This window comes from Niallia nealsonii (assembly GCF_002835805.1).
Taxonomy (GTDB): domain Bacteria; phylum Bacillota; class Bacilli; order Bacillales; family Cytobacillaceae; genus Niallia; species Niallia nealsonii.
In genome coordinates this window covers 1-23,007 of record NZ_PISE01000006.1, presented here as the reverse complement: position 1 = coordinate 23,007, position 23,007 = coordinate 1, and the positions used below count along the sequence as shown (strand labels likewise).

The 23,007-nt window shown below is 35.3% G+C and carries 21 protein-coding genes; all 21 read left to right on the top strand.

Annotation, left to right across the window (positions count from 1 at the left end; genetic code table 11):
• The first annotated feature begins 120 nt into the window (after window positions 1-120).
• Window positions 121-1,398, top strand: a complete 1,278-nt coding sequence (locus CWS01_RS02685; RefSeq protein ID WP_101175507.1) for a hypothetical protein — start codon at window positions 121-123, stop codon at window positions 1,396-1,398.
• On the top strand, window positions 1,395-1,694 hold the full coding sequence (locus tag CWS01_RS02680; protein WP_101175506.1) for an EscU/YscU/HrcU family type III secretion system export apparatus switch protein: 300 nt from the start codon (window positions 1,395-1,397) through the stop codon (window positions 1,692-1,694). Before CWS01_RS02685 ends, CWS01_RS02680 begins: the two co-directional genes overlap by 4 nt.
• 416 nt (window positions 1,695-2,110) lie before the next feature.
• Window positions 2,111-3,280 carry an ADP-forming succinate--CoA ligase subunit beta gene (sucC, locus tag CWS01_RS02675; RefSeq protein WP_101175505.1) on the top strand — a complete coding sequence of 390 codons (1,170 nt, stop codon included), beginning with the start codon at window positions 2,111-2,113 and terminating at the stop codon, window positions 3,278-3,280.
• A gap of 1 nt (window position 3,281) precedes the next feature.
• Window positions 3,282-4,184 carry a succinate--CoA ligase subunit alpha gene (gene sucD / locus CWS01_RS02670; protein ID WP_101175504.1) on the top strand — a complete coding sequence of 301 codons (903 nt, stop codon included), beginning with the start codon at window positions 3,282-3,284 and terminating at the stop codon, window positions 4,182-4,184.
• A gap of 214 nt (window positions 4,185-4,398) precedes the next feature.
• Window positions 4,399-5,256, top strand: coding sequence for a DNA-processing protein DprA (gene dprA, locus CWS01_RS02665; RefSeq protein ID WP_407938527.1), 858 nt, complete (start codon window positions 4,399-4,401; stop codon window positions 5,254-5,256).
• A gap of 707 nt (window positions 5,257-5,963) precedes the next feature.
• Complete coding sequence (gene topA, locus CWS01_RS02660) at window positions 5,964-8,039, top strand: type I DNA topoisomerase (RefSeq protein WP_101175502.1); 2,076 nt, start codon at window positions 5,964-5,966, stop codon at window positions 8,037-8,039.
• A 367-nt stretch (window positions 8,040-8,406) separates the two neighbouring features.
• Window positions 8,407-9,720, top strand: a complete 1,314-nt coding sequence (gene trmFO, locus CWS01_RS02655; protein WP_101175501.1) for an FADH(2)-oxidizing methylenetetrahydrofolate--tRNA-(uracil(54)-C(5))-methyltransferase TrmFO — start codon at window positions 8,407-8,409, stop codon at window positions 9,718-9,720.
• A 60-nt stretch (window positions 9,721-9,780) separates the two neighbouring features.
• Window positions 9,781-10,686 (top strand): tyrosine recombinase XerC, encoded by a 906-nt coding sequence (gene xerC, locus CWS01_RS02650; RefSeq protein WP_101175500.1) that lies wholly within the window; start codon window positions 9,781-9,783, stop codon window positions 10,684-10,686.
• Window positions 10,687-10,713: 27 nt separating this feature from the next.
• A complete protein-coding gene (gene hslV, locus CWS01_RS02645) occupies window positions 10,714-11,265 on the top strand; it encodes an ATP-dependent protease subunit HslV (RefSeq protein WP_101175499.1) in 552 nt (183 codons plus the stop codon).
• Between the two features lie 14 nt (window positions 11,266-11,279).
• Complete coding sequence (hslU, locus tag CWS01_RS02640; RefSeq protein ID WP_101175498.1) at window positions 11,280-12,689, top strand: HslU--HslV peptidase ATPase subunit; 1,410 nt, start codon at window positions 11,280-11,282, stop codon at window positions 12,687-12,689.
• Window positions 12,690-12,804: 115 nt separating this feature from the next.
• Window positions 12,805-13,584: a GTP-sensing pleiotropic transcriptional regulator CodY gene (gene codY, locus CWS01_RS02635; RefSeq protein WP_101175497.1), complete on the top strand. Its 780-nt coding sequence runs from the start codon at window positions 12,805-12,807 to the stop codon at window positions 13,582-13,584.
• A gap of 594 nt (window positions 13,585-14,178) precedes the next feature.
• On the top strand, window positions 14,179-14,565 hold the full coding sequence (gene flgB, locus CWS01_RS02630; RefSeq protein ID WP_101175496.1) for a flagellar basal body rod protein FlgB: 387 nt from the start codon (window positions 14,179-14,181) through the stop codon (window positions 14,563-14,565).
• Window position 14,566: 1 nt separating this feature from the next.
• Entirely contained in the window at window positions 14,567-15,010 is a 444-nt protein-coding gene (gene flgC / locus CWS01_RS02625; RefSeq protein ID WP_101175495.1) for a flagellar basal body rod protein FlgC, read from the top strand.
• Window positions 15,011-15,023: 13 nt separating this feature from the next.
• Entirely contained in the window at window positions 15,024-15,335 is a 312-nt protein-coding gene (gene fliE, locus CWS01_RS02620) for a flagellar hook-basal body complex protein FliE (protein WP_101175494.1), read from the top strand.
• A gap of 50 nt (window positions 15,336-15,385) precedes the next feature.
• Complete coding sequence (gene fliF / locus CWS01_RS02615) at window positions 15,386-16,984, top strand: flagellar basal-body MS-ring/collar protein FliF (RefSeq protein WP_101175493.1); 1,599 nt, start codon at window positions 15,386-15,388, stop codon at window positions 16,982-16,984.
• Window positions 16,985-16,997: 13 nt separating this feature from the next.
• Window positions 16,998-18,014, top strand: a complete 1,017-nt coding sequence (gene fliG, locus CWS01_RS02610; protein ID WP_101175492.1) for a flagellar motor switch protein FliG — start codon at window positions 16,998-17,000, stop codon at window positions 18,012-18,014.
• A complete protein-coding gene (gene fliH, locus CWS01_RS02605; RefSeq protein ID WP_157827529.1) occupies window positions 18,007-18,762 on the top strand; it encodes a flagellar assembly protein FliH in 756 nt (251 codons plus the stop codon). The genes fliG and fliH overlap by 8 nt, the downstream gene beginning before the upstream one ends.
• On the top strand, window positions 18,759-20,075 hold the full coding sequence (fliI, locus tag CWS01_RS02600) for a flagellar protein export ATPase FliI (protein ID WP_101175490.1): 1,317 nt from the start codon (window positions 18,759-18,761) through the stop codon (window positions 20,073-20,075). The genes fliH and fliI overlap by 4 nt, the downstream gene beginning before the upstream one ends.
• 4 nt (window positions 20,076-20,079) lie before the next feature.
• Window positions 20,080-20,532, top strand: a complete 453-nt coding sequence (fliJ, locus tag CWS01_RS02595) for a flagellar export protein FliJ (protein ID WP_101175489.1) — start codon at window positions 20,080-20,082, stop codon at window positions 20,530-20,532.
• A gap of 1 nt (window position 20,533) precedes the next feature.
• Window positions 20,534-21,184 (top strand): MotE family protein, encoded by a 651-nt coding sequence (locus tag CWS01_RS02590; protein ID WP_101175488.1) that lies wholly within the window; start codon window positions 20,534-20,536, stop codon window positions 21,182-21,184.
• Between the two features lie 41 nt (window positions 21,185-21,225).
• Window positions 21,226-23,007: hypothetical protein (locus CWS01_RS02585; RefSeq protein ID WP_157827528.1), on the top strand; the 1,782-nt coding region annotated here is incomplete at its 3' end.

Here is a 23,007-nt window from a genome sequence, read left to right as displayed (position 1 = left end):
TAACAATCAACTATAGCAGCAGCTAACATAGTGTCCTCTCTTAACAATCAGAAAGAGAGGTGGAAATTTTCCTTAGCTGCTAGTTTTATTTTTCTATAGACGGATCCGAGGAGGAAAAAGATGAATTATTCTACCAACATTGTTTCGTTTTTTAAACAAGAATTGCCAGTAAATCAGCCGCTTAGTTTAAGGCAAGGACAAATTATTTTCGGAAAAATCAACAAAATTTTTCCAAATCAAATGGCTGAAGTGCAGATTGGACAGCAGAAGCTATTAGCAGAGTTGTCGATTCCTTTATCTGTTGATAGCAATTATTGGTTTCAAGTGCAAAAAGGGGATAAAAAACCGCAGCTGAAAGTGTTGACAACTATGAAAACAGCAGCAAATACTCAACAAAATCAAATTGAATCTCTCCTTGAGCAGCTATCTTTGCCGAAAACAACGGAAACTCGAGCAGTTATCGCTTCGTTTGTACATAATAAACTTCCGTTAACGAGTGAAATTTTAGAACAAGCAGCAAGCTGGCTCAAAAACAGCAAAGAGCTAAAACAAGATATAGAAATTATTAAACAGATGGCCGATAAAGAACTGCCTTTTACAAAAGAGGTGTTTGCGAGTCTGTCTGCTGTACAATCAGGAAAATCATTTCCTAAGCTGCTTGAACTATTGCAAGACGAATTAACCGTACATTCAGTCAAAAATGCTCCATTAATGGAATTGTTGGCAACTGTGAATGGACGAGAGCCGCTTAATTTAGAAGACAGCAGGGAAATAAAAAATTTTTTAAGTCAAATACTTCGAAATTTAGGTTTTTCCTATGAAGCAGAATTGGCAGGTCATCTTACATCAAATACTGAGATAAAAGAAGATGTTCAGCAATTAAAGCCACTTTTGCTTGATTTGTTAAAAGCAGATATTTCTCCATCTATTAAAGAGGCAGCACAGCAGCTTGTAGATAAAATAACAGGCTTGCAATTATTATCCCAAGAAGTAGGTCCGGTAACACAATTGGTTATGCAACTCCCATTTTCTTTCAGGGAGCATGAGATGGAAGCAAGTCTTCAATTTACAGGGAGAAAAACAAAAGATGGCAAAATTGATAGTGACTTTTGCCGAATTCTTTTTTATTTGGATTTACAGCATATAAAAGAAACAGCCATTGATATGAAAATTCAAAATAGAGTGATGAATGTAACTATTATGAATAATCAGCCTCTTTTATTTAAACTTGTAGAGATGTTTACAAAAGAATTAAAAGAAAAAATGCAAGAGGCCAATTATACGTTATTATCGATTGCATGTAAACCATTTGGTGACAAAAATCAGGACGGAAAAAGTTCTCATGCTGCCTATCAATTAGGTTATTCTTCCTATAAGGGAGTGGATATCAAAATATGAAACAGGAGAAAAAAGAAAAACGTCAAGAAGCAGTTGCGTTAAGTTATAACAAGCATACACAAGATGCTCCGATAGTTGTTGCTAAAGGAGGAGGACTAATTGCCGAGACCATTATTGAAAAAGCAAAAGAAAATGGCGTACCAATACAGGAAGATCCCTCTTTAGTAGAACTTTTATCCAAACTAAATATACAAGAAAAGATACCTGAAGACTTATACCAAGCAGTAGCAGAAGTTTTTGCCTTTATTTATAAAATGGATCAAGAATATGAGCAAACGAAGCAAAAAAAGAACTAAATCAATCTAGAAAAGGATATACGATGATTTAATGAAATGGTATTTTATAGAGTATATTGCAAATAATTTTTTTCGGAATTATATGGATAAAAAATCAACGGATTCATCTTATAGTAGCCTTCATTTCCATAATCATAATCTTCCATACTATTAGGAGAAAATTATTTTCCTAAACCTCAAGCCTTTTTTGTGGACAAAGGCTGAAGTTTTTTTATAGAATGAAAGCGTGAACATTTCTAAATTATTGCATTATTCTTTTGGAAATATGAAAATTTTTTTGAAAAAAAGAATATTAGTAACTTATTAACGATATTTTTAAAAGAAGCAGATTTTCAAAAAGAAAGTAAGTTTAGAAATTGTGTAATGCAAAAATATGGTTTAGAAAAAAGAAAACGGGAAAGTTAGGGGTGTGGGAATTGAATATTCATGAATATCAGGGGAAAGAGATTTTAGCAAAAAATGGCGTTAGTGTACCAAAAGGAAATGTAGCTTTTACTGTAGAAGAAGCAGTAGAAGGGGCTAAACAATTAGGTGGAGATGTTTGGGTAGTGAAAGCGCAAATTCATGCTGGAGGAAGAGGAAAAGCAGGCGGCGTGAAGGTAGCAAAATCTCTCGAAGAAGTAAAAAATTATTCAGAATCTATATTAGGAAGCACATTAGTTACCCATCAAACAGGTCCCGAAGGCAAAGAGGTAAAGCGATTACTTATTGAAGAAGGCTGCCATATTAAAAAAGAATATTACATAGGGTTAGTGTTGGACAGGGCAACAAGCCGGATTGTTATGATGGGGTCAGAAGAAGGCGGAACAGAGATTGAAGAAATCGCAGAAAATCAGCCAGAAAAAATCTTTAAAGAAGTAGTGGATCCCATTGTTGGATTAACAGCTTTTCAAGCAAGAAGACTTGCTTTTTCCATTAATATTCCTGCTAAGCAAATAAATAAAGCGGTTTCGTTTATGACTGGTCTTTATAATGTGTTTGTGGAAAAAGACTGTTCCATCGCTGAAATTAATCCACTTGTGTTAACAGAAGAAGGAGACATTATGGCATTGGATGCAAAATTAAATTTCGATTCCAATGCGTTATATAAACATCCAGATATTGTAGCGTATCGAGATCTAGAGGAAGAAGATCCAAAAGAGCTAGAAGCGTCTAAATATGATTTAAGCTATATTGCATTAAGCGGCAATATTGGCTGTATGGTTAATGGCGCAGGACTTGCTATGGCAACAATGGATATTGTCAAACATTACGGAGGAGAACCGGCCAATTTCCTTGATGTTGGGGGCGGTGCTACAGCAGAAAAGGTAACGGAAGCATTTAAGATTATTTTATCCGACCAAAATGTAAAAGGAATATTTGTTAATATTTTTGGCGGAATTATGAAATGTGATGTCATTGCAACAGGAATTGTGGAAGCTGCGAAGCAAGTAAGTTTAAACGTTCCTCTTGTCGTACGCCTAGAAGGGACGAATGTTGAGTTAGGCAAACAAATTCTGCAAGAATCAAGCATTGATATTATTGCAGCAGAATCAATGGCAGACGGTGCAGAAAAAATTGTTGCGGCTGTGCAGGAGGGGAAATAAAATGAGCGTATTTATTAATAAAGAGACTAAAGTGCTTGTACAAGGAATCACAGGTTCAACTGCCCTTTTTCATACAAAACAAATGTTAGAATATGGAACAAATATAGTTGGTGGGATAACTCCTGGAAAAGGTGGCACAGAAGTAGAAGGAGTTCCTGTTTTTAATACAGTGCAGGATGCTGTTGCTCAAACAAATGCAACTGCTTCGGTTATTTATGTGCCGGCAAAATTTGCAGCAGATGCCATCTTAGAGGCAGTAGATGCACAACTTGATTTAGTCATTTGTATTACAGAACATATTCCAGTATTAGATATGGTAAAAGTAAAACGATATATGGAAGGCAAAAAAACAAGATTAGTTGGGCCGAACTGTCCAGGTGTCATTACTCCAGAAGAATGCAAAATTGGCATTATGCCAGGATATATTCATAAAAAGGGCCATGTTGGGGTTGTTTCCCGTTCAGGTACATTAACATATGAAGCGGTTCATCAGCTTACACAGGCAGGAATCGGGCAATCAACAGCTGTTGGAATTGGGGGAGATCCTGTTAATGGCACAGACTTCATTGATACATTAAAAGCATTCAATGAAGATAAAGACACGTATGCAGTTATTATGATTGGCGAAATTGGCGGAACAGCAGAAGAAGAGGCTGCTAGATGGATTAAAGCTAATATGACAAAGCCAGTAGTAGGGTTTATTGGCGGAAGAACAGCGCCTCCAGGAAAAAGAATGGGGCATGCTGGTGCGATTATTTCTGGGGGAAAAGGGACAGCTGACGAAAAAATCAGTGTATTAAATGAATGCGGGATTAAAGTAGCTGAAACTCCAGCGGTCATGGGTGCCACGTTAATTGAAGTGTTGAAAGAACAATCTCTTTACGATAAATGCAAAACACATTAATAGATTTCGAGTGAAAAAGGTGGGTACTATTTGTGCACACCTTTTTTGTTGCTCAAAAGTAAGAAGCTTTAGAATCATGTATTAAAAAAGTATAAAAAGTTTTATAATATAGGTGTAATTCCTTATTTTTTCTAGTTTTAAATGTATGTATACTTATACAAATTTCTTCTATTATATATTTTTTATTATTGTAGGAAAGGAAGAGAAAAGGAATTTGTATACATTAAATGAAAACCTCATCAAACTCCATCATTGTAGAAAAATGAGTTGGAAAACAATATTTACTCTTTTAAAAATGGATCCAGAGCTCCACATGTTTTATTCCACTTCAAATAAAAAACTTCCTTTGCCCATTGCCAAAGAAACAATGGAAGACTTTCATTCTACCTTTATTCAAGAGCAAATCAGCCAATATAAACATAATGGCATAACTGCAATCACTTATTTTGATTCCCGCTATCCAAAACTTTTAAAGGAAATTTATCAGCCTCCATGGGTATTATATACAAAGGGAGATGCTTCCCTTATGAATATGCCTAAAAAACTTGCTGTTGTTGGTTCAAGGCTTGCAACAAACTATAGTCACCAAGTAATAGAGAAATTAATGCCTGATTTAGTTCAAAACGGAATTATTATTGCCAGTGGTTTAGCTGCTGGTGTAGATACACTGGCACACAAAGCAACAATGGCCAATGGGGGCAAAACAATAGCTGTAATTGCTGGGGGGCTTTTTCAAATCTATCCAAAACAAAATATTCCTTTAGCAAGAGAAATGATGAAAAAACATCTTATTATATCCGAATATCCCCCTTTATCTAAACCAATGAAATGGCAGTTCCCGATGAGGAACCGGATTATAAGCGGGATATGTAATGGAACACTAGTAATGGAAGCAAAAAGAAAAAGCGGATCATTAATAACAGCGAATTTTGCCTTAAACGAAGGAAGAGATGTTTTTGCTATTCCTGGCAGCATTTTTAGCCCTTTTTCTGTCGGAGCTAATGAATTAATTAAAGCAGGAGCAAAACCAGTGCTATCTGCCGAAGATATATTAGAAGAATGGCATTATTAAAGGTCTGTGGGAATAAATTGCAGCAAAAAAGCTGGTTCATTTGCATAGAATGTTTCCCTTTTATAACTAAAATAAAATGAAGCGGCTTATTTGATAGAGACAAAAAGATAAAAATTTGTATTTTCTTTGTATAAAGTAAATGATACAGTATAGATATTGGAAAAAATAAGGAATTGCATCACTTGATTTTATCACGCAGTAACGGGCTTTTGTTCCTTACTAACGAGAAATCTAGTTGGGTAGAAGCTTGCTGAGTAAAGGCCTGATTGAACTTTCACTTTATTTCCCATTAAACATGCAGGAGGCTCTCGCTTAAAAGAAAAGATTAGAGAGGGTGTAAGAAATTCAGGATTTAAGAAAACTTTGTGTAAAATTCTAGTTGGGTCAATTGCTGATCAGTTAGAAGTGGATAAAATAACCACTGATTGCTGTTTTATTTTATAAAAAGAATAAATTATATGTATTTTTTTTGACTTTTTGTATATATAATAGAAAAAATAAATGTTTATTTTTAAGTAATAAAAGAAAAAGGGGTTGCTATTTTTTGAAATTTGTTATACATTGTGCAACAGATAAAAAAATTGGCAATAGAAAATTATCCGTATAAAAAATAGTTGAAAACGTTTACTTTTTATCGTATTATTTGACAAGTAGAAACATAGTATACAATAATCAATATTTAGAATCCCTCTTAAGGAGGACAGTTAATGTCAGAGTTTCTTGTAATCGTTGAGTCGCCAGCAAAGGCAAAAACGATTGAACGTTATTTAGGAAAAAAATATAAAGTAAAAGCATCTATGGGTCATATCCGTGATTTGCCTAGAAGCCAAACAGGTATTGATATAGAGAATGAATACGAACCTAAGTACATAACAATTCGGGGAAAAGGTCCCATTTTGAAAGATTTGAAGACCGCTGCCAAAAAAGCGAAAAAAATATACTTAGCGGCTGACCCCGATAGAGAAGGGGAAGCAATTGCTTGGCATCTAGCCCAAAGTTTGAAAGTGGATATTAATTCTGATTGCCGTGTTGTTTTTAATGAAATTACAAAGGATGCAATTAAAGAATCCTTTAAACATCCACGGCCGATAAATATGGATTTAGTGGACTCTCAACAGGCTAGAAGAATTTTGGATCGTTTAGTTGGCTATAATATTTCGCCGCTGCTTTGGAAAAAAGTGAAAAAAGGATTAAGTGCTGGCAGAGTGCAATCTGTAGCTGTTCGTTTGATCATTGATAGGGAACATGAGATAAAACAATTTGTTCCAGAAGAATATTGGACAATCGAAGGCAGTTTTGTAAAAGGCAAATCATCTTTTGAAGCAGGATTTTATGGGGTGAAGGGTGAGAGAATCGATCTTAAATCAGAAGAAGAAGTAAATAGCATTAAAGCACAATTAGCAGGAAATCAATTTACTGTTTCGAAAGTATCAAAAAGGGAAAGAAAAAGAAATCCAGCTGTGCCTTTTACTACATCTTCCCTACAGCAGGAGGCAGCAAGAAAGTTAAACTTTAGAGCCAAAAAAACAATGATGCTTGCCCAACAGTTATATGAAGGAATTGATCTAGGCAAAGAAGGAACAGTCGGGTTAATTACATATATGAGAACAGATTCAACCCGTATTTCGGAAGTGGCGCAAAAAGAAGCATATGAGTTTATTACGCAAAATTATGGTAGTGAATATACAAAAGGCGATACAGGGAAAGAAAAGAAAAACAGCAATATCCAGGATGCCCATGAAGCGGTTCGTCCAACAAGCACGGTCAGAGAGCCGAATTCTTTGAAAGAATTTCTATCAAGGGATCAACTTCGCCTGTATAAGCTGATATGGGAAAGATTTATTGCGAGTCAAATGAGTCCAGCGGTGATGGATACAATGAGCGTGGATTTAGTAAACGGAGATGTTGTATTCCGTGCTACTGGCTCAAAAGTAAAATTTCCTGGATTTATGAAAGTATATGTGGAAGGAACAGATGATGCTGTTGAAGAAAAAGATCGCATGCTTCCTGATTTAAAAGAGGGAGATGTAGTAATCAATAAAGACATTGATCCAAAACAGCATTTCACTCAGCCGCCTCCTCGCTATACGGAAGCAAGACTTGTGAAAACTTTAGAAGAGCTAAGAATAGGCAGACCTTCTACTTTTGCACCAACGTTAGATACCATTCAAAAACGGGGCTATGTGTCATTAGAGAATAAACGATTTGTACCAACAGAGCTTGGTGAAATTGTTTTAGAGTTGCTACTAGAATTTTTCCCTGAAATATTAAATGTTGAATTTACTGCCAATATGGAACAAGATTTGGATAATATTGAAGCAGGAGAAGTAAACTGGGTAAAAATAATTGATCAATTTTACAAAGTATTTGAGCAAAGTTTAGCAAAAGCTGAAAAAGAAATGCAATCAGTCGAAATAAAAGATGAGCCTGCCGGTGAAGATTGTGAGCAATGCGGCAGTCCCATGGTATTTAAAATGGGGCGCTACGGCAAGTTTATGGCATGCAGCAATTTTCCAGACTGTCGCAATACAAAAGCAATTGTAAAAGAAATTGGAGTAAAATGCCCGAATTGTAAAGAAGGAAACATCATTGAAAGAAAAAGCAAAAAACGGCGTATTTTTTATGGGTGCGATCAGTTCCCAACTTGCGAATTCATTTCTTGGGACAAACCAATTTCTCGTCCATGTCCAAAATGTGAAGGCATGCTCGCTGAGAAAAAGTTGAAAAAAGGGATACAAGTTCAATGTGTTAGCTGTGATTACAAAGAAGAGCCACAAAGCTAAAAAAGGGTGAGCAAGCTGCTCACTCTTTTAGCTTTGGAAAAGACAATTCAAAATTTATCCATAACTGTTGCTAGGTGGGTGTCATAATTCCTTACAGTTCTAAATAGCTAACAAGTTGAAACTTTTTTAAGAGTTAAACGTAAAAGGATAGTAGCGAATTACAGCTATTTCAATTAGAATATAATGTCCCATCAAAAAGTAAAAAAGTGAAAGAAGCAGTTGTTTTGCTTTTTGATGGGGCGTTGTATAAATCAATCAAACATTTGTTATTTTGAGAAAAAAGGAAAAAAGACCTAATTGTTGGAGTATCCTTTTCTTGTCCATACTATTAAATGATCAAACTAGAATAAAACTTGGAGGATTAGCAATGCAAGAAAATCAAAAATATGTAAATGTAATAGGAGCAGGTCTTGCTGGAAGTGAGGCAGCTTGGCAATTAGCGAAAAGAGGAATTAATGTAAATTTATATGAAATGAGACCTGTTAAACAAACACCTGCACATCATACAGATAAATTTGCAGAACTTGTCTGCAGTAATTCATTAAGAGGAAATGCTTTAACAAACGCTGTTGGGGTATTAAAAGAAGAAATGAGAAGATTAGATTCTGTAATCATTGAATCTGCTGACTTATGTGCTGTACCAGCAGGAGGAGCATTAGCGGTTGATCGTCATGAATTTGCGGCAAGAGTAACAGATACAGTGAAAAATCATCCGAATGTGACTGTTTTTAATGAAGAAGTAACCTCTATTCCAGAAGGTCCGACCATTATTGCAACAGGTCCTTTAACAAGTGAAGGTTTATCGGAAAGTTTAAAATCATTGACTGGGGAAGATTATCTTTATTTTTATGATGCAGCAGCACCTATTTTGGAAAAGGATAGCATAGATTTAAATAAAGTATATCTAAAATCCCGTTATGATAAAGGAGAGGCTGCTTATTTAAACTGTCCAATGACAGAAGAGGAGTTTAATCGTTTTTATGAAGCATTAATCTCAGCTGAAACAGTTCCGTTGAAAGAATTTGAAAAAGAAATTTATTTTGAAGGCTGTATGCCAATAGAGGTAATGGCTTCACGTGGGAAAAAGACAATGTTATTTGGTCCAATGAAACCTGTTGGCCTAGAGGATCCACGCACAGGAAAACGTCCATATGCGGTTGTTCAGCTGCGCCAAGATGATGCAGCAGGCACATTGTACAATATTGTCGGTTTTCAGACTCATTTAAAATGGGGAGCACAAAAAGAAGTGCTGCAATTAATTCCAGGTCTTGAAAATGTGGAAATTGTGCGTTATGGAGTGATGCATCGCAATACATTTATTAATTCACCAAAAGTGTTGGAGCCTACTTATCAATTTAAAAATCGCCAAGATTTATTTTTTGCAGGTCAAATGACTGGTGTAGAAGGATATGTAGAATCTGCAGCAAGCGGATTAGTGGCAGGCATTAATGCTGCACGTGTAATCAATGGAGAAGAGCCTCTTGTTTTTCCTGCTGAAACAGCGATTGGAAGCATGGCAAGATATATTACATCAACAAACGCAAAAAATTTCCAGCCAATGAATGCTAATTTTGGACTATTCCCTGAGTTGCCTGTTAGAATTAAAGGGAAGAAAGAAAGATATGAGCAACATGCTGAAAGGGCATTAGGAACAATTCAGAACTTTGTGAAAAATACGTAAATTAATTGCTTGTGTAAACAAAGTATGTTAATATAGTGAAGCCGTCTGCGAGGTGAAGCAATGGATACGGAAGAAAACGCTTCTTTACAGCTTTTTATCGAGTATTTGCAAATAGAAAAAAATTGCTCACCCTATACGATTGAATTTTATCAACAGGATATAAAACAATTCTTTCTTTTTATGACAAATCAAGCAATAGTTGATTTAAACGAGGTAAATTCTTCTGATGTCAGAATATATTTAACAAAATTATTTGATGAACAATTGGCAAGAAAATCAATTGCCCGGAAAATATCCAGTTTGAGAAGCTTTTATCGCTTTTTAGTAAGAGAAGAAATAATAGAGGCAAATCCTTTTTCTACTATATCAATTCCGAAGTTAGAAAAAAGGCTGCCAGGTTTTTTTTATGAAGAAGAGCTACAGCAACTTTTTTTGTCATGTGATTCTTTGACGCCTTTAGGATTAAGAAATAAAGCACTTCTTGAATTATTATATGCTACAGGTATTCGAGTTGGTGAATGTACGAAAATTCAGTTGAAAGATATTGATTTCAGTATTTCTACTATTTTAATAAAAGGAAAAGGTCAAAAAGAGCGGTATGTACCATTTGGGAGTTTTGCTCATGCCGCTTTGGAATCTTACATAAAAGAAGGAAGAATAAAGTTGGTGGGGAATAATGGAAACAAACACAACTTTCTATTTGTCAATTATAGAGGAGGAGTGTTAACAGATAGAGGTGTTCGGGATATTTTAAATAAAATGATGAACACACTATCTAGTGGCGACAAAATATATCCCCATAAACTAAGACATTCATTTGCTACACATTTATTGGCAAATGGAGCCGATATGAGGACTGTACAGGAACTTTTGGGTCATTCCTCTTTATCTTCTACCCAAATATACACACATGTTACAAATGAGTATTTAAAAAAAACATATATGTCCTATCATCCTAGGGCCTAGGGATAATTGCTAAAGGAGGAAGTTTACATGTCTGAATTACCACAATTTCATGCAACAACTATATTTGCCGTACAGCATAAAGGGAAATGCGCGATGTCTGGCGATGGTCAGGTGACTTTTGGGAATGCTGTTGTGATGAAGCATACAGCAAAAAAAGTCCGTAAGCTTTTTAATGGAAAAGTAATTGCTGGATTTGCTGGATCAGTTGCTGACGCCTTTACACTATTTGAACTATTTGAAGGGAAATTGGAAGAATTCAATGGTAATTTACAAAGAGCGGCAGTAGAGCTTGCTAAACTGTGGAGAAGCGATAAAATTCTTCGCAGGTTAGAAGCTATGTTAATTGTAATGAATGATACGGATTTATTATTAGTATCTGGCACTGGAGAAGTAATAGAACCAGATGATGGGATTCTTGCAATTGGTTCAGGTGGAAACTATGCCTTATCTGCTGGAAGGGCGTTAAAAAAATACTCTGGCGAACAGTTGACAGCATACGAAATTGCTAAAGCTGCTTTAGAAATAGCAGGGGACATATGCGTATATACAAATAACAATATTATCGTAGAAGAGTTATAAGGAGGAGTTTTTTCATGCAAAAAAAAGCAGGCTTAACACCACGCCAAATAGTAGAACGACTTGATCAGTATATTGTTGGCCAAAAAGATGCAAAAAAAGCAGTGGCTGTGGCGCTTAGAAATCGTTTTCGTCGAAGTTTATTAGATGAAAAGCTGCGAGATGAAATTAGCCCCAAAAATATTCTTATGATAGGACCTACAGGTGTTGGTAAAACAGAAATCGCAAGACGTATTGCTAAAATAGTAAGTGCGCCTTTTGTAAAAGTGGAAGCAACAAAATTTACAGAAGTAGGCTATGTTGGTAGAGATGTAGAATCAATGGTTAGAGACCTTGTAGAAACATCTGTACGATTAGTAAAAGAAGAAAAAATGATAGATGTAAAAGAAAGAGCAGAAATGGCTGCAAATAATCGACTAGTCGATTTATTGGTGCCCTCTTCTGCAAAAAAACAGGCCAATTACAAAAACCCTCTTGAAATGCTGTTTGGCGGTGGAAGTTCGGATGCTGAAGCAGAAGAATCTACTGTTGAAGAAACAAGCAAAAGAGAAAAACGCAAAATAATTAAAGAAAAGCTCGCACTAGGTGAACTGGAAAATGAGCAAATCACAGTAGAAGTAGAAGAACAACAAGCTTCTATGTTTGATATGCTGCAAGGTTCTGGCATGGAGCAAATGGGCATGAATATGCAAGATGCGTTAAGCGGTTTTATGCCAAAGAAAAAGAAAAAAAGAAAATTGGCAGTGAGAGAAGCTCGTATTGTGCTGACAAATGAGGAAGCTCAAAAATTAATCGATATGGATGAAGTGACTCAAGAAGCTGTACAGCGTGCGGAGCAAATGGGTATCATCTTTATTGATGAAATTGACAAGATTGCAAGCAAATCAAGTGGCGGTTCTTCACAAGACGTATCAAGAGAAGGTGTGCAGCGAGATATTTTGCCAATTGTCGAAGGATCTACTGTTGTGACAAAATACGGTTCTGTAAAAACAGATCATGTGCTGTTTATTGCAGCAGGAGCATTTCACATTACCAAGCCATCTGATTTAATTCCAGAACTGCAAGGGCGCATGCCGATACGAGTAGAGCTGACTAAATTGACGGTGGAAGACTTTTACCGTATTCTTGTAGAGCCGGATAATGCACTTATTAAACAATATAAAGCACTTTTATTAACAGAAGGTATAGAAATTGAATTTTCTGACGATGCTATTCGTAAGATTGCCGAAGTAGCATTTGAAGTGAATCAAAATACAGATAATATTGGTGCAAGAAGATTGCATACTATTTTGGAAAAGTTACTGGAAGATTTATCATTCGAAGCACCAGATATTACGATGGATAAAATTACAATTACTCCTCAATATGTGGAAGAAAAACTCGGAGCAATCTCTCGCAATAAAGATTTAAGCCAGTTTATTCTATAATGCTAAGGATGCTTAAAAAGTAATAATCTCCTAAAAAGCAATCTTTGCGGATCAGTCTTAGAACGAAAAGAAATAGATTTAGAGTTATGGTTTTATTTATAGGAGGAAAAAAAGAATGGATTTATTATCAAAAACAAGAAAAATTAATGCAATGCTTCAAAGAGCGGCTGGAAAACCTGTAAACTTCAAAGAGATGTCAGAAACGTTAACTGACGTAATCGAGGCAAATAGTTTTGTTGTGAGCAGAAGAGGAAAATTATTAGGATTTGCGATCAATCAACAAATTGAAAATGATCGTATGAAAAAAATGCTTGAGGATCGCCAATTTCCAGAAGAATATACAAACAGCCTATTCAATATTCAAAATACATCTAGTAATTTGGATGTAGAAAGTGAATATACAGCATTTCCAATTGAAAACAAAGAGTTATTTGAAAAAGGTTTAACTACAATTGTTCCAATTATCGGTGGAGGAGAAAGACTTGGCACATTAATTTTAGCTCGACTTTCTGATCAATTCCATGACGATGATTTAATTTTGGCTGAATACGGGGCAACTGTAGTAGGAATGGAAATACTTCGTGAAAAAGCAGAAGAAATCGAAGAAGAAGCAAGAAGCAAAGCGGTTGTGCAAATGGCAATCAGTTCATTATCATACAGTGAATTAGAAGCAATTGAACATATTTTTGAAGAGCTAAATGGCAGTGAAGGTTTGCTTGTAGCTTCAAAGATTGCAGACCGTGTTGGAATTACAAGATCTGTAATTGTAAATGCATTGCGTAAATTAGAAAGCGCTGGTGTAATTGAATCTCGTTCACTAGGAATGAAAGGTACTTATATTAAAGTGCTTAATGATAAATTCCTTTTAGAATTAGAAAAATTGAAAGCAAACTAAAACGAATGCAAGATCATTGTAGATAAAAACAGGGGTAACTTCATATTAGATTTGTTTAGATAATCACACTTTTGCATAAAAAGAGGTGAGAGCAGACGAATTTAATAGAAGCTTATCCTTGTTTTTTTATGTTCCTTCATTCAATGTTTGTTCTATTAAGTAAAGATTAGAAAAGACAAAAAAGCAGTAGAATTATTTAACAAAAGTTACTTGTTATTTCGTTAGGGTGAATAACAATATTGTTTCTTCATTCTTTGTGATTTTTTTTTCGACAAATTTCAGCAATTTACCAAATTCTTAGTATTTACTTCCATCTGTTTATAGCATATATTTTTTGATAGTAAATAAATAATAATAGTTCGAAATCACCACGAATTTTTTATGATATTTTAAGTATAAAGGTATATAATAATGAAAGATTTGTATTTTTTTATATAATTGTTCTAAAATAGGACTAACGACTTATTAAAATTATCCTTATGTCCATAGACAACTTATTCCAAATTCATTACAATAAAAGACATCGTGTTCTTTTTTCGTCATAAAAATGCAATATTCTACAAATATATATAATTATTAATTTTGAGGTGTGCCATGAAACTTTTCTCAGATACAATCTCTACGCTTGAAAACGCCATTAATTATTCCAATACAAAACAAAAAGTAATTGCGCAAAATATAGCAAATGTAGATACACCAAATTACAAAGCAAAGGATGTTACCTTTAAAGAATCTTTATCCAATGCTATTGAAGCCACTAAAACTGATACAAGACATATCGACTTTACAGGAACCACTAAGACTGGAAGTTCGAGTATTGTGACGAAATCCAATTCTGTCTATAATAACAGCGGTAATAGCGTTGATGTGGACAAGGAAATGACGGAGCTTGCGACAAATCAAATTTACTATAATGCTTTAATAGATAGAATTAGCGGCAAATTCACTTCTCTAGAAAATGTCATTAAAGGAGGCAGATAATATGTCCATATTTCAAGGTATTAATACAACTGGATCTGCTTTAACTGCGCAGCGATTAAGAATGGATGTCATTTCTTCCAATATGGCAAATGCGGATTCTACGAGAGGCAAACTTGTGGACGGAGAATGGGAGCCATACAAAAGAAAATCGGTTGTCCTTCAAGCACAAGAAAGTACTACATTTGCCTCCCATTTAAATGCTGCAAAAAGTGTTGGCGATGGTGTAAAAGTATCCGGAATTGTCGAAGATGAGACACCATTTGAGTTAGTATATGATCCAGATAATGCAGATGCCAATGAAGATGGTTATGTGGAAATGCCAAATGTTGACCCATTAAGGGAAATGGTCGATTTAATGAGTGCTTCTAGGTCATATGAAGCAAATATTACAGTTTTAAATGCATCTAAAAGTATGCTGATGAAAACATTAGAAATAGGCAAATAGGGAGAGGAATTAAATGGCTTCAATTAATTTTCCGGCAGTATCAAACGTATTGCCAACAACAAATGCGAATGCAGCAGCTGTGAGTACAACTGCTTCTGATAAAAGCAAAAGCTTTGCAACGTTCTTAAAAGATTCTCTTAACAAAGTAAATCAAGCCCAAAATGAGTCAGATAGCTTAACAACTAAGTTGGCTAAAGGAGAAAATATAGACTTATCACAAGTGATGATTGCTTCACAAAAGGCAAGTATTACGATGCAGGCAACGATTGAGATCCGTAATAAAGCAGTAGAAGCATATCAGGAAATGATGAGAATGACAGTTTAATAAATTAAGCGGTTATTAGCTTATAATCTTACGGTAACCGGGGGAAAAGAATGAACGAGAATATTCAAAAGTTTTTTAATCCATTAAAAATGTATTGGGGAAATCGCACCAAAATGCAAAAAACGATGCTCATTTCAAGCATCGTTTTGCTAATCGGTATTATTGCAGCGTCTGTTTACTTTTTTTCAAGAGAAAAATTAGTGCCGTTATATAGCAATTTATCTCCTTCTGAAACAGGGACGATTAAAGAGAGTTTAGATGGTAGAGGGATTACGTCAGAAATATCAGATGGCGGGAAAACAATTAGTGTTCCAGAAGAAGTAGTAGATACGCTCAAAGTTGAGCTTGCAGCAGAAGGTATTCCAAAATCAGGAAGTATTGATTATTCTTTTTTTAGTGAAAATGCGAGTTTTGGAATGACAGACAATGAATTTAATGTGCTAAAATTAGATGCTTTGCAAACAGAAATCGCTGATTTGATAAAGGGCGTTGATGGAATAAATGATGCAAAGGTTGTTATTACACTGCCTAAAGAAGGCGTGTTTGTATCAGATGAAAATGGAGAAGCCTCTGCTTCTATTGTATTAAATACAAAAGCAGGCTATAACTTCTCCGAAAGTCAAATAAAAGGGTTATATACACTCGTGTCCAAAAGTGTACCAAACCTTCCTACAGATAATATCGTCATAACCAACCAAAACTTTGAGTATTTTGATTTAAATTCTTCAACAAATTCTGCATCAGATACTTTTACTGCTCAGAATGATGTGAAGAAACAAATAGAACGAGATATTCAAAGACAGGTCCAAACGATGTTAGGAACATTGATGGGACAAAATAAAGTAATGGTTTCTGTTACTGCTGATATTGATTTTACCCAAGAAAATAGAGAAGAAAACCTTGTATCACCAGTAGATGAAGAAAATATGGAAGGAATTGCGGTTAGTGCGCAAAAACTTTCTGAAACATATTCTGGTGATACTGCTGCTGCAGAAGGTGTAGTGCAAGCGGAGGAAGACGCTGATACAACTGCCTATAATACAGATACGGCAACGGGATCAGGCGGAGAATCGGAAAAAACGGAAGATACAATCAACTATGAAGTAAACCGTATTAAAAAACAAATTGTAGAAAGTCCATACAAAGTGCGAGACTTAGGCATTCAAGTAATGGTAGAACCACCTGATGCTAATGATACAGCATCACTTCCGCAAGAGAGCATTGATCAAATTAACAATATTTTAGGTACTATTATTCGAACATCCATTGATAAATCGTCTGTCAACAACGGTGTAATTTCAGATCAAGATCTGCAAAATAAAATTGCTGTTTCTGTTCAGAAATTTAATGGGAAAACAGAAACCCAGACTCAAAGTGCAGCCAGCACGATTCCTTGGTGGGTATATGTCGTTGGTGGTGTACTGCTTGCAATTATTGCTCTATTAATCTTCTTATTTATTAGAGCTCGCAAAAAACAGATGCCGGCAGAAGAAATAATAGAAAAAATTATTGAACCTATAACGATACCTGATGTAAATGAAGAAAAAGAATCAGAAGGTACGCTTCGAAGAAAACAATTAGAAAAAATGGCAAAAGAGAAGCCGGAAGATTTCGCTAAACTTCTGCGTACATGGATCACAGAGGATTAAGGAGAGTAGACAAATGGCAAAACGGGATACAAAAGAGTTAACAGGGAAACAAAAAGCAGCTATTCTCCTTATATCAATGGGACCAGACGTAGCTGCTTCCATTTATAAGCATTTGAGTGAAGAAGAAATAGAACAGCTTTCTTTGGAAATATCGGGAGTAAAAAAAGTGGAATTTTCCGCAAAAGATGAGGTTATAGAAGAGTTTCATAATATTGCCCTTGCCCAAGAATATATAACTCAAGGTGGAATTGGCTATGCAAAAACAGTCCTAGAAAAAGCTGTAGGTGTAGAACAGGCAAATATTATACTCAATCGTCTAACATCCAGCTTACAAGTAAGGCCATTTGATTTTGCGCGGAAAGCAGATCCAAGTCAGATATTAAATTTTATTCAGAATGAGCATCCACAAACGATTGCACTGATACTTTCTTATTTAGATCCATCACAGGCAGGGCAAATATTATCCGAATTGCCACAAGAAATGCAAGCAGATATTGCTAAAAGGATTGCTGTAATGGACAGCACTTCACCAGAAATCATTAACGAAGTAGAGCAAGTGCTAGAAAGAAAATTATCAAGTACTGTAACTCAAGATCAAACACAAACGGGTGGAATTGAAGCAGTTGTTGAGGTATTAAATGGAGTAGACCGCACGACAGAACGAACGATATTAGATGCCTTGGAAATTCAAGATCCTGAATTAGCAGAAGAAATTAAGAAAAGAATGTTTGTATTTGAAGACATTGTTACATTAGATAACCGAGCGATTCAACGTATCATTCGTGATTGTGAAAATGAAGATTTATTGCTTTCATTAAAAGTTTCTAGTGAAGAAGTTAAAGAAGTTGTTTACAGCAATATGTCTACAAGAATGGTGGAATCATTTAAAGAAGAAATGGAATTTATGGGTCCAGTTAAGCTGAAAGACGTGGAAGAAGCACAATCTCGAATTGTCGCTATTATTCGCCGCTTAGAAGATGCTGGGGAAATCGTTGTAGCACGTGGCGGAGGAGATGATATTATTGTCTAGGTTAATCAAATCGAATTGGGCTAACCAAAAACAAGCGGAACAAAAAGTCATCTCCATTAAATATATGAATTCTTTAGAAGAAATAGATATTTTTTCAAATCAAGAACATTCTAAAATAATCGAGCAAGCAAACGAAGAAGCAAATGCAATCTTAATGCAAGCACACCAACAAATCGAACAAGAAAAACAGCAGCTGCAAATCGAAAAGCAAAATTGGCAAGAAGAAAAAATGCAGCTAATAGAAGAAGCAAAGCAGCACGGGTATAATGTTGGCTTAGAAGAAGGCAGAACGATTGGCTATCAAGAGTATGGAGAGTATATTCAAATGGCAAAAGATGTTATAGAACTTTCCAAACATGATTACCAAAGCTATCTGGATTCTGCAGAAAGGACCATTTTAAACCTTGCAATAAAAGCTGCTGAAAAAATTATGAATAGTAAAATTGAACAAGATAAATCGCATTTTTTAAATGTAGTGAAAAAAGTGTTGCAAGAAGGCCGTGGAATAAAAGAAGTGCAGCTTCACGTTCATCCAGTACATTATCAATATGTTTTGTCAGAAAAAGAAGAGTTATTAAGTTTATTTCCAATTCAACCTAATTTGTTTATTTTTCCGAATACAGGAATATCGGAAAATGGCTGTGTAATAGAAACTAATAATGGGAAAATAGACGCAACAATCGATACACAATTAAAGATGCTAAAACAAAAACTACTAGATTTATTGGAGAGTGAACAAGAGGAATGAAAGCTTCTGAGCTCCTTTCTACAATAGATGCAATCGATTCATACAAGCGGTATGGCAGAGTAAAAAAAGTGATTGGATTAATGATTGAATCACAAGGTCCTGAAAGTTCCATTGGAGATGTTTGTTTAATTCATATTGGCACGAAAAATAAACGGGTGATAAAAGCCGAAGTAGTTGGGTTTAAAGAAGAAAATATTATCTTAATGCCCTATACAACCGTTAACGATATTTCACCAGGCTGTTTAGTAGAAGGTACCTCTGATCCATTAGAGATAAAAGTAGGAGCAGCATTAATTGGAAGTGTCCTTGATGCATTAGGCAACCCGTTGGATGGATCTTCTTTGCCAAGAGGGCTAAAATCAGTGCCAATTGAACAAGAGCCGCCTAATCCGCTAAGTAGACCACCTATTTCTGCCTCTATGGAAATGGGTGTCCGGCTAATCGATGGCTTGTTGACTGTTGGAACTGGACAGCGCCTTGGCATATTTGCCGGCAGTGGAGTTGGAAAAAGTACATTGCTTGGAATGATTGCAAGAAATACGAAAGCAGATTTAAATGTCATCGCTCTTATAGGGGAACGGGGCAGAGAAGTTAGGGAATTTATTGAACGGGATTTAGGTCCAGAGGGGCTAAAAAGATCTATCGTCGTAGTGGCAACATCAGATACTCCCGCTTTAATGAGAATTAAAGGTGCTTATACAGCAACGGCCATTGCGGAATATTTTCGGGATAAAGGCTTAAATGTCATGTTGATGATGGATTCAGTTACACGTGTTGCCATGGCGCAAAGAGAAGTGGGACTTGCAATTGGTGAGCCCCCGACCACCAAAGGATACACACCATCTGTTTTTGCCATCTTGCCGAAACTATTAGAACGTACGGGAACAAATGAATTTGGAAGCATTACGGCTATTTATACAGTATTGGTAGACGGGGATGATATGAATGAACCAATCGCTGATACTGTTCGAGGCATTTTGGACGGGCATTATGTCTTAGATAGAGAGCTTGCGAATAAAGGGCAATATCCAGCTGTTAATGTTCTAAAAAGTGTCAGCAGGGTAATGAATCATATTGTACCAAAAGAACATGTCCAGGCAGCGGAGAAATTAAGAGATTATTTAAGCACCTATATTAATTCAGAAGATTTAATAAATATTGGCGCATATAAAAAGGGATCTTCCAAAGAAATTGATACTGCTATTCAATTATATCCAGCGATTATTTCGTATTTAAAACAAGCTACAGATGAAAAAATATCTATGGAGGAAAGTTTTCATTCCTTAGTGTCATTAATAGGAACAGGTGACTAATGTTATGGCATACAAATATAAATTCGAAAAAATTTTGACCATAAAAGAAAGAGAAAAAGAGGAAGTAAGCACCACATATAACCAGTCGGTGAAACGATTTGAAGAGGCTGCCGAAAAATTGTACGAGGTATTAAAAAAGAAAGAAGACCTTGAGCAATTTCAGTTAGAAAAGTTAACAACGGGCCTTTCTGTTCGTGAAATAAGGCATCATCAACGCTTTGTGGGAAATTTAGAAAAAACGATTGAACATAATCAAAAAATGGTAGTTAATGCTCGAAATACGATGAGTTTTTATCAAGAAAAGCTGGTAGAAAAAAATTTAGAAGTAAAAAAATATATAAAAATAAAAGAAAAAGACTTTACTAAATTCATAGAATTGGAAAAAGCGCTGGAAGCAAAACAAATGGATGACATTTCCCTTCAAGTGTATATGCAACCAGGAAAGTTAGGTGGCTAATATGGACAATTTAGAAGAAGAAAAAAAGAAAAAATTTAACATTTTTCAGCGTATTCTATTAGTAGTTATTATTCCAATATTGTTTGCAGTCGTTGTTGTTTTATTGTTGCTGATCTATTCAGGGGTAGATGTGGCAGATAAAGGAAAGGATCTAGTAAATGCTATTCCCTTTTTAACATCGGAAAAAGCATCCACAGAAACAAGTACAAGTGAACAAACGCAAAAGGATGCAGCGTCAATAAAAAAGCTTGAAGCTAAAATTGCAGAACAAGAAGAGACAATCGCTAATTTGCAAACAGAAATAGACAATAAAGACAAGATTAATAAAAACATAACAGAAGAAAGAGAAAAACTGCAAAAAGAACTGGATGCATTAAAAAGCGAACAAACGCAAACAAAAACAGCTTTTGATGATATTGTGAAAACCTATGAAACAATGTCAGCCAAAAATGCTGCAGCCATCATTTCAGAGATGGGGGAAAATGAAGGATTGAAAATTTTGGCATCTGTTAAACCTGCCGAACTTGCGTCGATATTAGAGAAAATGGAACCTTCCGTCGCATCAAAATATACAGAATTATTGGCCGATAATTCTTCAAGTGACCAAGGATCAACTAGCAGTTCAACAGGAGATGACGCAGATAATGAATAATCAATTAAAGATCCCCAAGTTAAAGGAAAGGGGGTGAAAGGATGAAAATTGGCGAATTTGGGTTAATATCTAAATCTAGCGCTCAAACTGAATCAACAAAGTTGACAGTCAGTTCTAATAGATTTAACGCATTATTTCAATCGTTGGCAAAAAGCGGTGCAACTTCCGTAAAAGTGTCTGAAGATACTAACGATACTGTTCCTTCAAAAACAGGATTACAGACCCTCTTAAAAGTGTTAACAAACAACGATGTGACAAAGCTGGAGTCTTTTTCTTCTACAGCTGATTCAGAAGGGGAAAAAGCGGATCCAATTAATATCCTTCATACTATATTAAATGATGGGGATACAAATTCTGATCTAAACGAAAATACGCTCCATCAGATGGCTGAAAAAGTGGAAAAAGCATTTTCTAAAGTAGAAAAGCAACTGTTTAATTTTATTCAATCTTTTAACTTTGATGCTCCGACTGAAAATATGTTTGCAGAAACACCGTTGCCAAAGCTTGTGGACACCCTAAAGGGGATTCAACTTGCAGGAAAAGAAACATCTTTATTACAAAATGAAAAAGAAGTTATTGAAACGGTTGAGGCTGTAACTAATCTTGTGAGCCAACTAATAAAACAATCTAGCAGTGTAGTCGGTAGCAATGTAGATAATGACAACATATCCGATTTAACGGATACAGAGGATTCTTTAACAGTAGCTGATTCAATCATCCAAGACTTCAATCGACCGAATGATGAGAAAGAAGGATATATTGATGGCACTAAGCTTGATAAAAACAATGGGCTAATGATAGATATAGCAAATGAAAAAGTGCAGCCAGGAATAGTAACTGATAGTGCCTTTGAAACAAAAAAGAAGACACAACAAACAGTCTCTCAAAAAGCAAATGATCTAACTGCATCGGATTTCTCAACTGGTAAAACAGAGCAAACAAAAGAAGAAACGGCTAATGTCTTAACGGAGAACAATGAGCGGTTATTAAAAAACGGTAAAATAATTAGCGAAGATAAAATCATCCATGATCCATTTTCTTTATCAAATGATGAATTGAAAAATCGAGGGAAAAAAGCTTCTCTAGTTAATCAAGAAAAAATTAATACTGCGACTGATGAAAATAACAAAGTTTCCCCAAGCAGTCAATTAGAAAAGTTTGAAGAAATTCCGAATATTGTGGATGAAAACATTCCTGATTTTCAATTTGGCAAAGAATCAAATAAAACAAATTCTGAATTATTATCATTTTTACAAATTGGAAATAGAATCAGTCCACAAATGACAACAATTGAGTCTACTGGAAAATCAGCAGATTCAGATGTGGAAATTATCGAAAGTAAGAACAAAAGTACAATACAAAGTAAAAGTGGCAAGGCAAGTGAAATAAATACGAATATTTTCTCTACGAGCTTTTTAGAAGAAACGGTATTGCGTGAAAAAATTATCCCTATTGATAAAATGGTGGAACAGTTTGAGAAGGTACTAGATTTCGAGAGTAGTCAGGGACAAATTCCAATAGACCATGATAGTGCTGCAATAAATACTACCTCTTTAGAAGAAATTGATTTAAATGGGAGAAAACAGCCTATTGCAAAAGGCCAAACAGGGTTACCTAATCAAATGTCAAATCAAGGAGAAGAAAAGAATACAAACAATTTATTCTCAAGCATCTCTTCAGAAGAGACAGGAAATAATTCAGGAATTCCAATGGGACAATTCAATAGGAAAGCAACAGAACAATCGATTCCGGTAAGGCAGGCAGCTAGCATAAGTCAAGGAACTAATCAATTGGTCCAAGAAAAAGAAGGGAATGCAGCGGAT

Excerpts from the sequence above, each read along its gene's own strand:
- CWS01_RS02685 (WP_101175507.1), top strand. The coding sequence starts at position 121 with ATGAATTATTCTACCAACATTGTTTCGTTTTTTAAACAAGAATTGCCA.
- CWS01_RS02680 (WP_101175506.1), top strand. The coding sequence starts at position 1,395 with ATGAAACAGGAGAAAAAAGAAAAACGTCAAGAAGCAGTTGCGTTAAGT.
- sucD (WP_101175504.1), top strand. The coding sequence starts at position 3,282 with ATGAGCGTATTTATTAATAAAGAGACTAAAGTGCTTGTACAAGGAATC.
- topA (WP_101175502.1), top strand. The coding sequence starts at position 5,964 with ATGTCAGAGTTTCTTGTAATCGTTGAGTCGCCAGCAAAGGCAAAAACG.
- trmFO (WP_101175501.1), top strand. The coding sequence starts at position 8,407 with ATGCAAGAAAATCAAAAATATGTAAATGTAATAGGAGCAGGTCTTGCT.
- xerC (WP_101175500.1), top strand. The coding sequence starts at position 9,781 with ATGGATACGGAAGAAAACGCTTCTTTACAGCTTTTTATCGAGTATTTG.
- hslV (WP_101175499.1), top strand. The coding sequence starts at position 10,714 with ATGTCTGAATTACCACAATTTCATGCAACAACTATATTTGCCGTACAG.
- hslU (WP_101175498.1), top strand. The coding sequence starts at position 11,280 with ATGCAAAAAAAAGCAGGCTTAACACCACGCCAAATAGTAGAACGACTT.
- codY (WP_101175497.1), top strand. The coding sequence starts at position 12,805 with ATGGATTTATTATCAAAAACAAGAAAAATTAATGCAATGCTTCAAAGA.
- flgB (WP_101175496.1), top strand. The coding sequence starts at position 14,179 with ATGAAACTTTTCTCAGATACAATCTCTACGCTTGAAAACGCCATTAAT.
- flgC (WP_101175495.1), top strand. The coding sequence starts at position 14,567 with ATGTCCATATTTCAAGGTATTAATACAACTGGATCTGCTTTAACTGCG.
- fliE (WP_101175494.1), top strand. The coding sequence starts at position 15,024 with ATGGCTTCAATTAATTTTCCGGCAGTATCAAACGTATTGCCAACAACA.
- fliF (WP_101175493.1), top strand. The coding sequence starts at position 15,386 with ATGAACGAGAATATTCAAAAGTTTTTTAATCCATTAAAAATGTATTGG.
- fliG (WP_101175492.1), top strand. The coding sequence starts at position 16,998 with ATGGCAAAACGGGATACAAAAGAGTTAACAGGGAAACAAAAAGCAGCT.
- fliI (WP_101175490.1), top strand. The coding sequence starts at position 18,759 with ATGAAAGCTTCTGAGCTCCTTTCTACAATAGATGCAATCGATTCATAC.
- fliJ (WP_101175489.1), top strand. The coding sequence starts at position 20,080 with ATGGCATACAAATATAAATTCGAAAAAATTTTGACCATAAAAGAAAGA.
- CWS01_RS02590 (WP_101175488.1), top strand. The coding sequence starts at position 20,534 with ATGGACAATTTAGAAGAAGAAAAAAAGAAAAAATTTAACATTTTTCAG.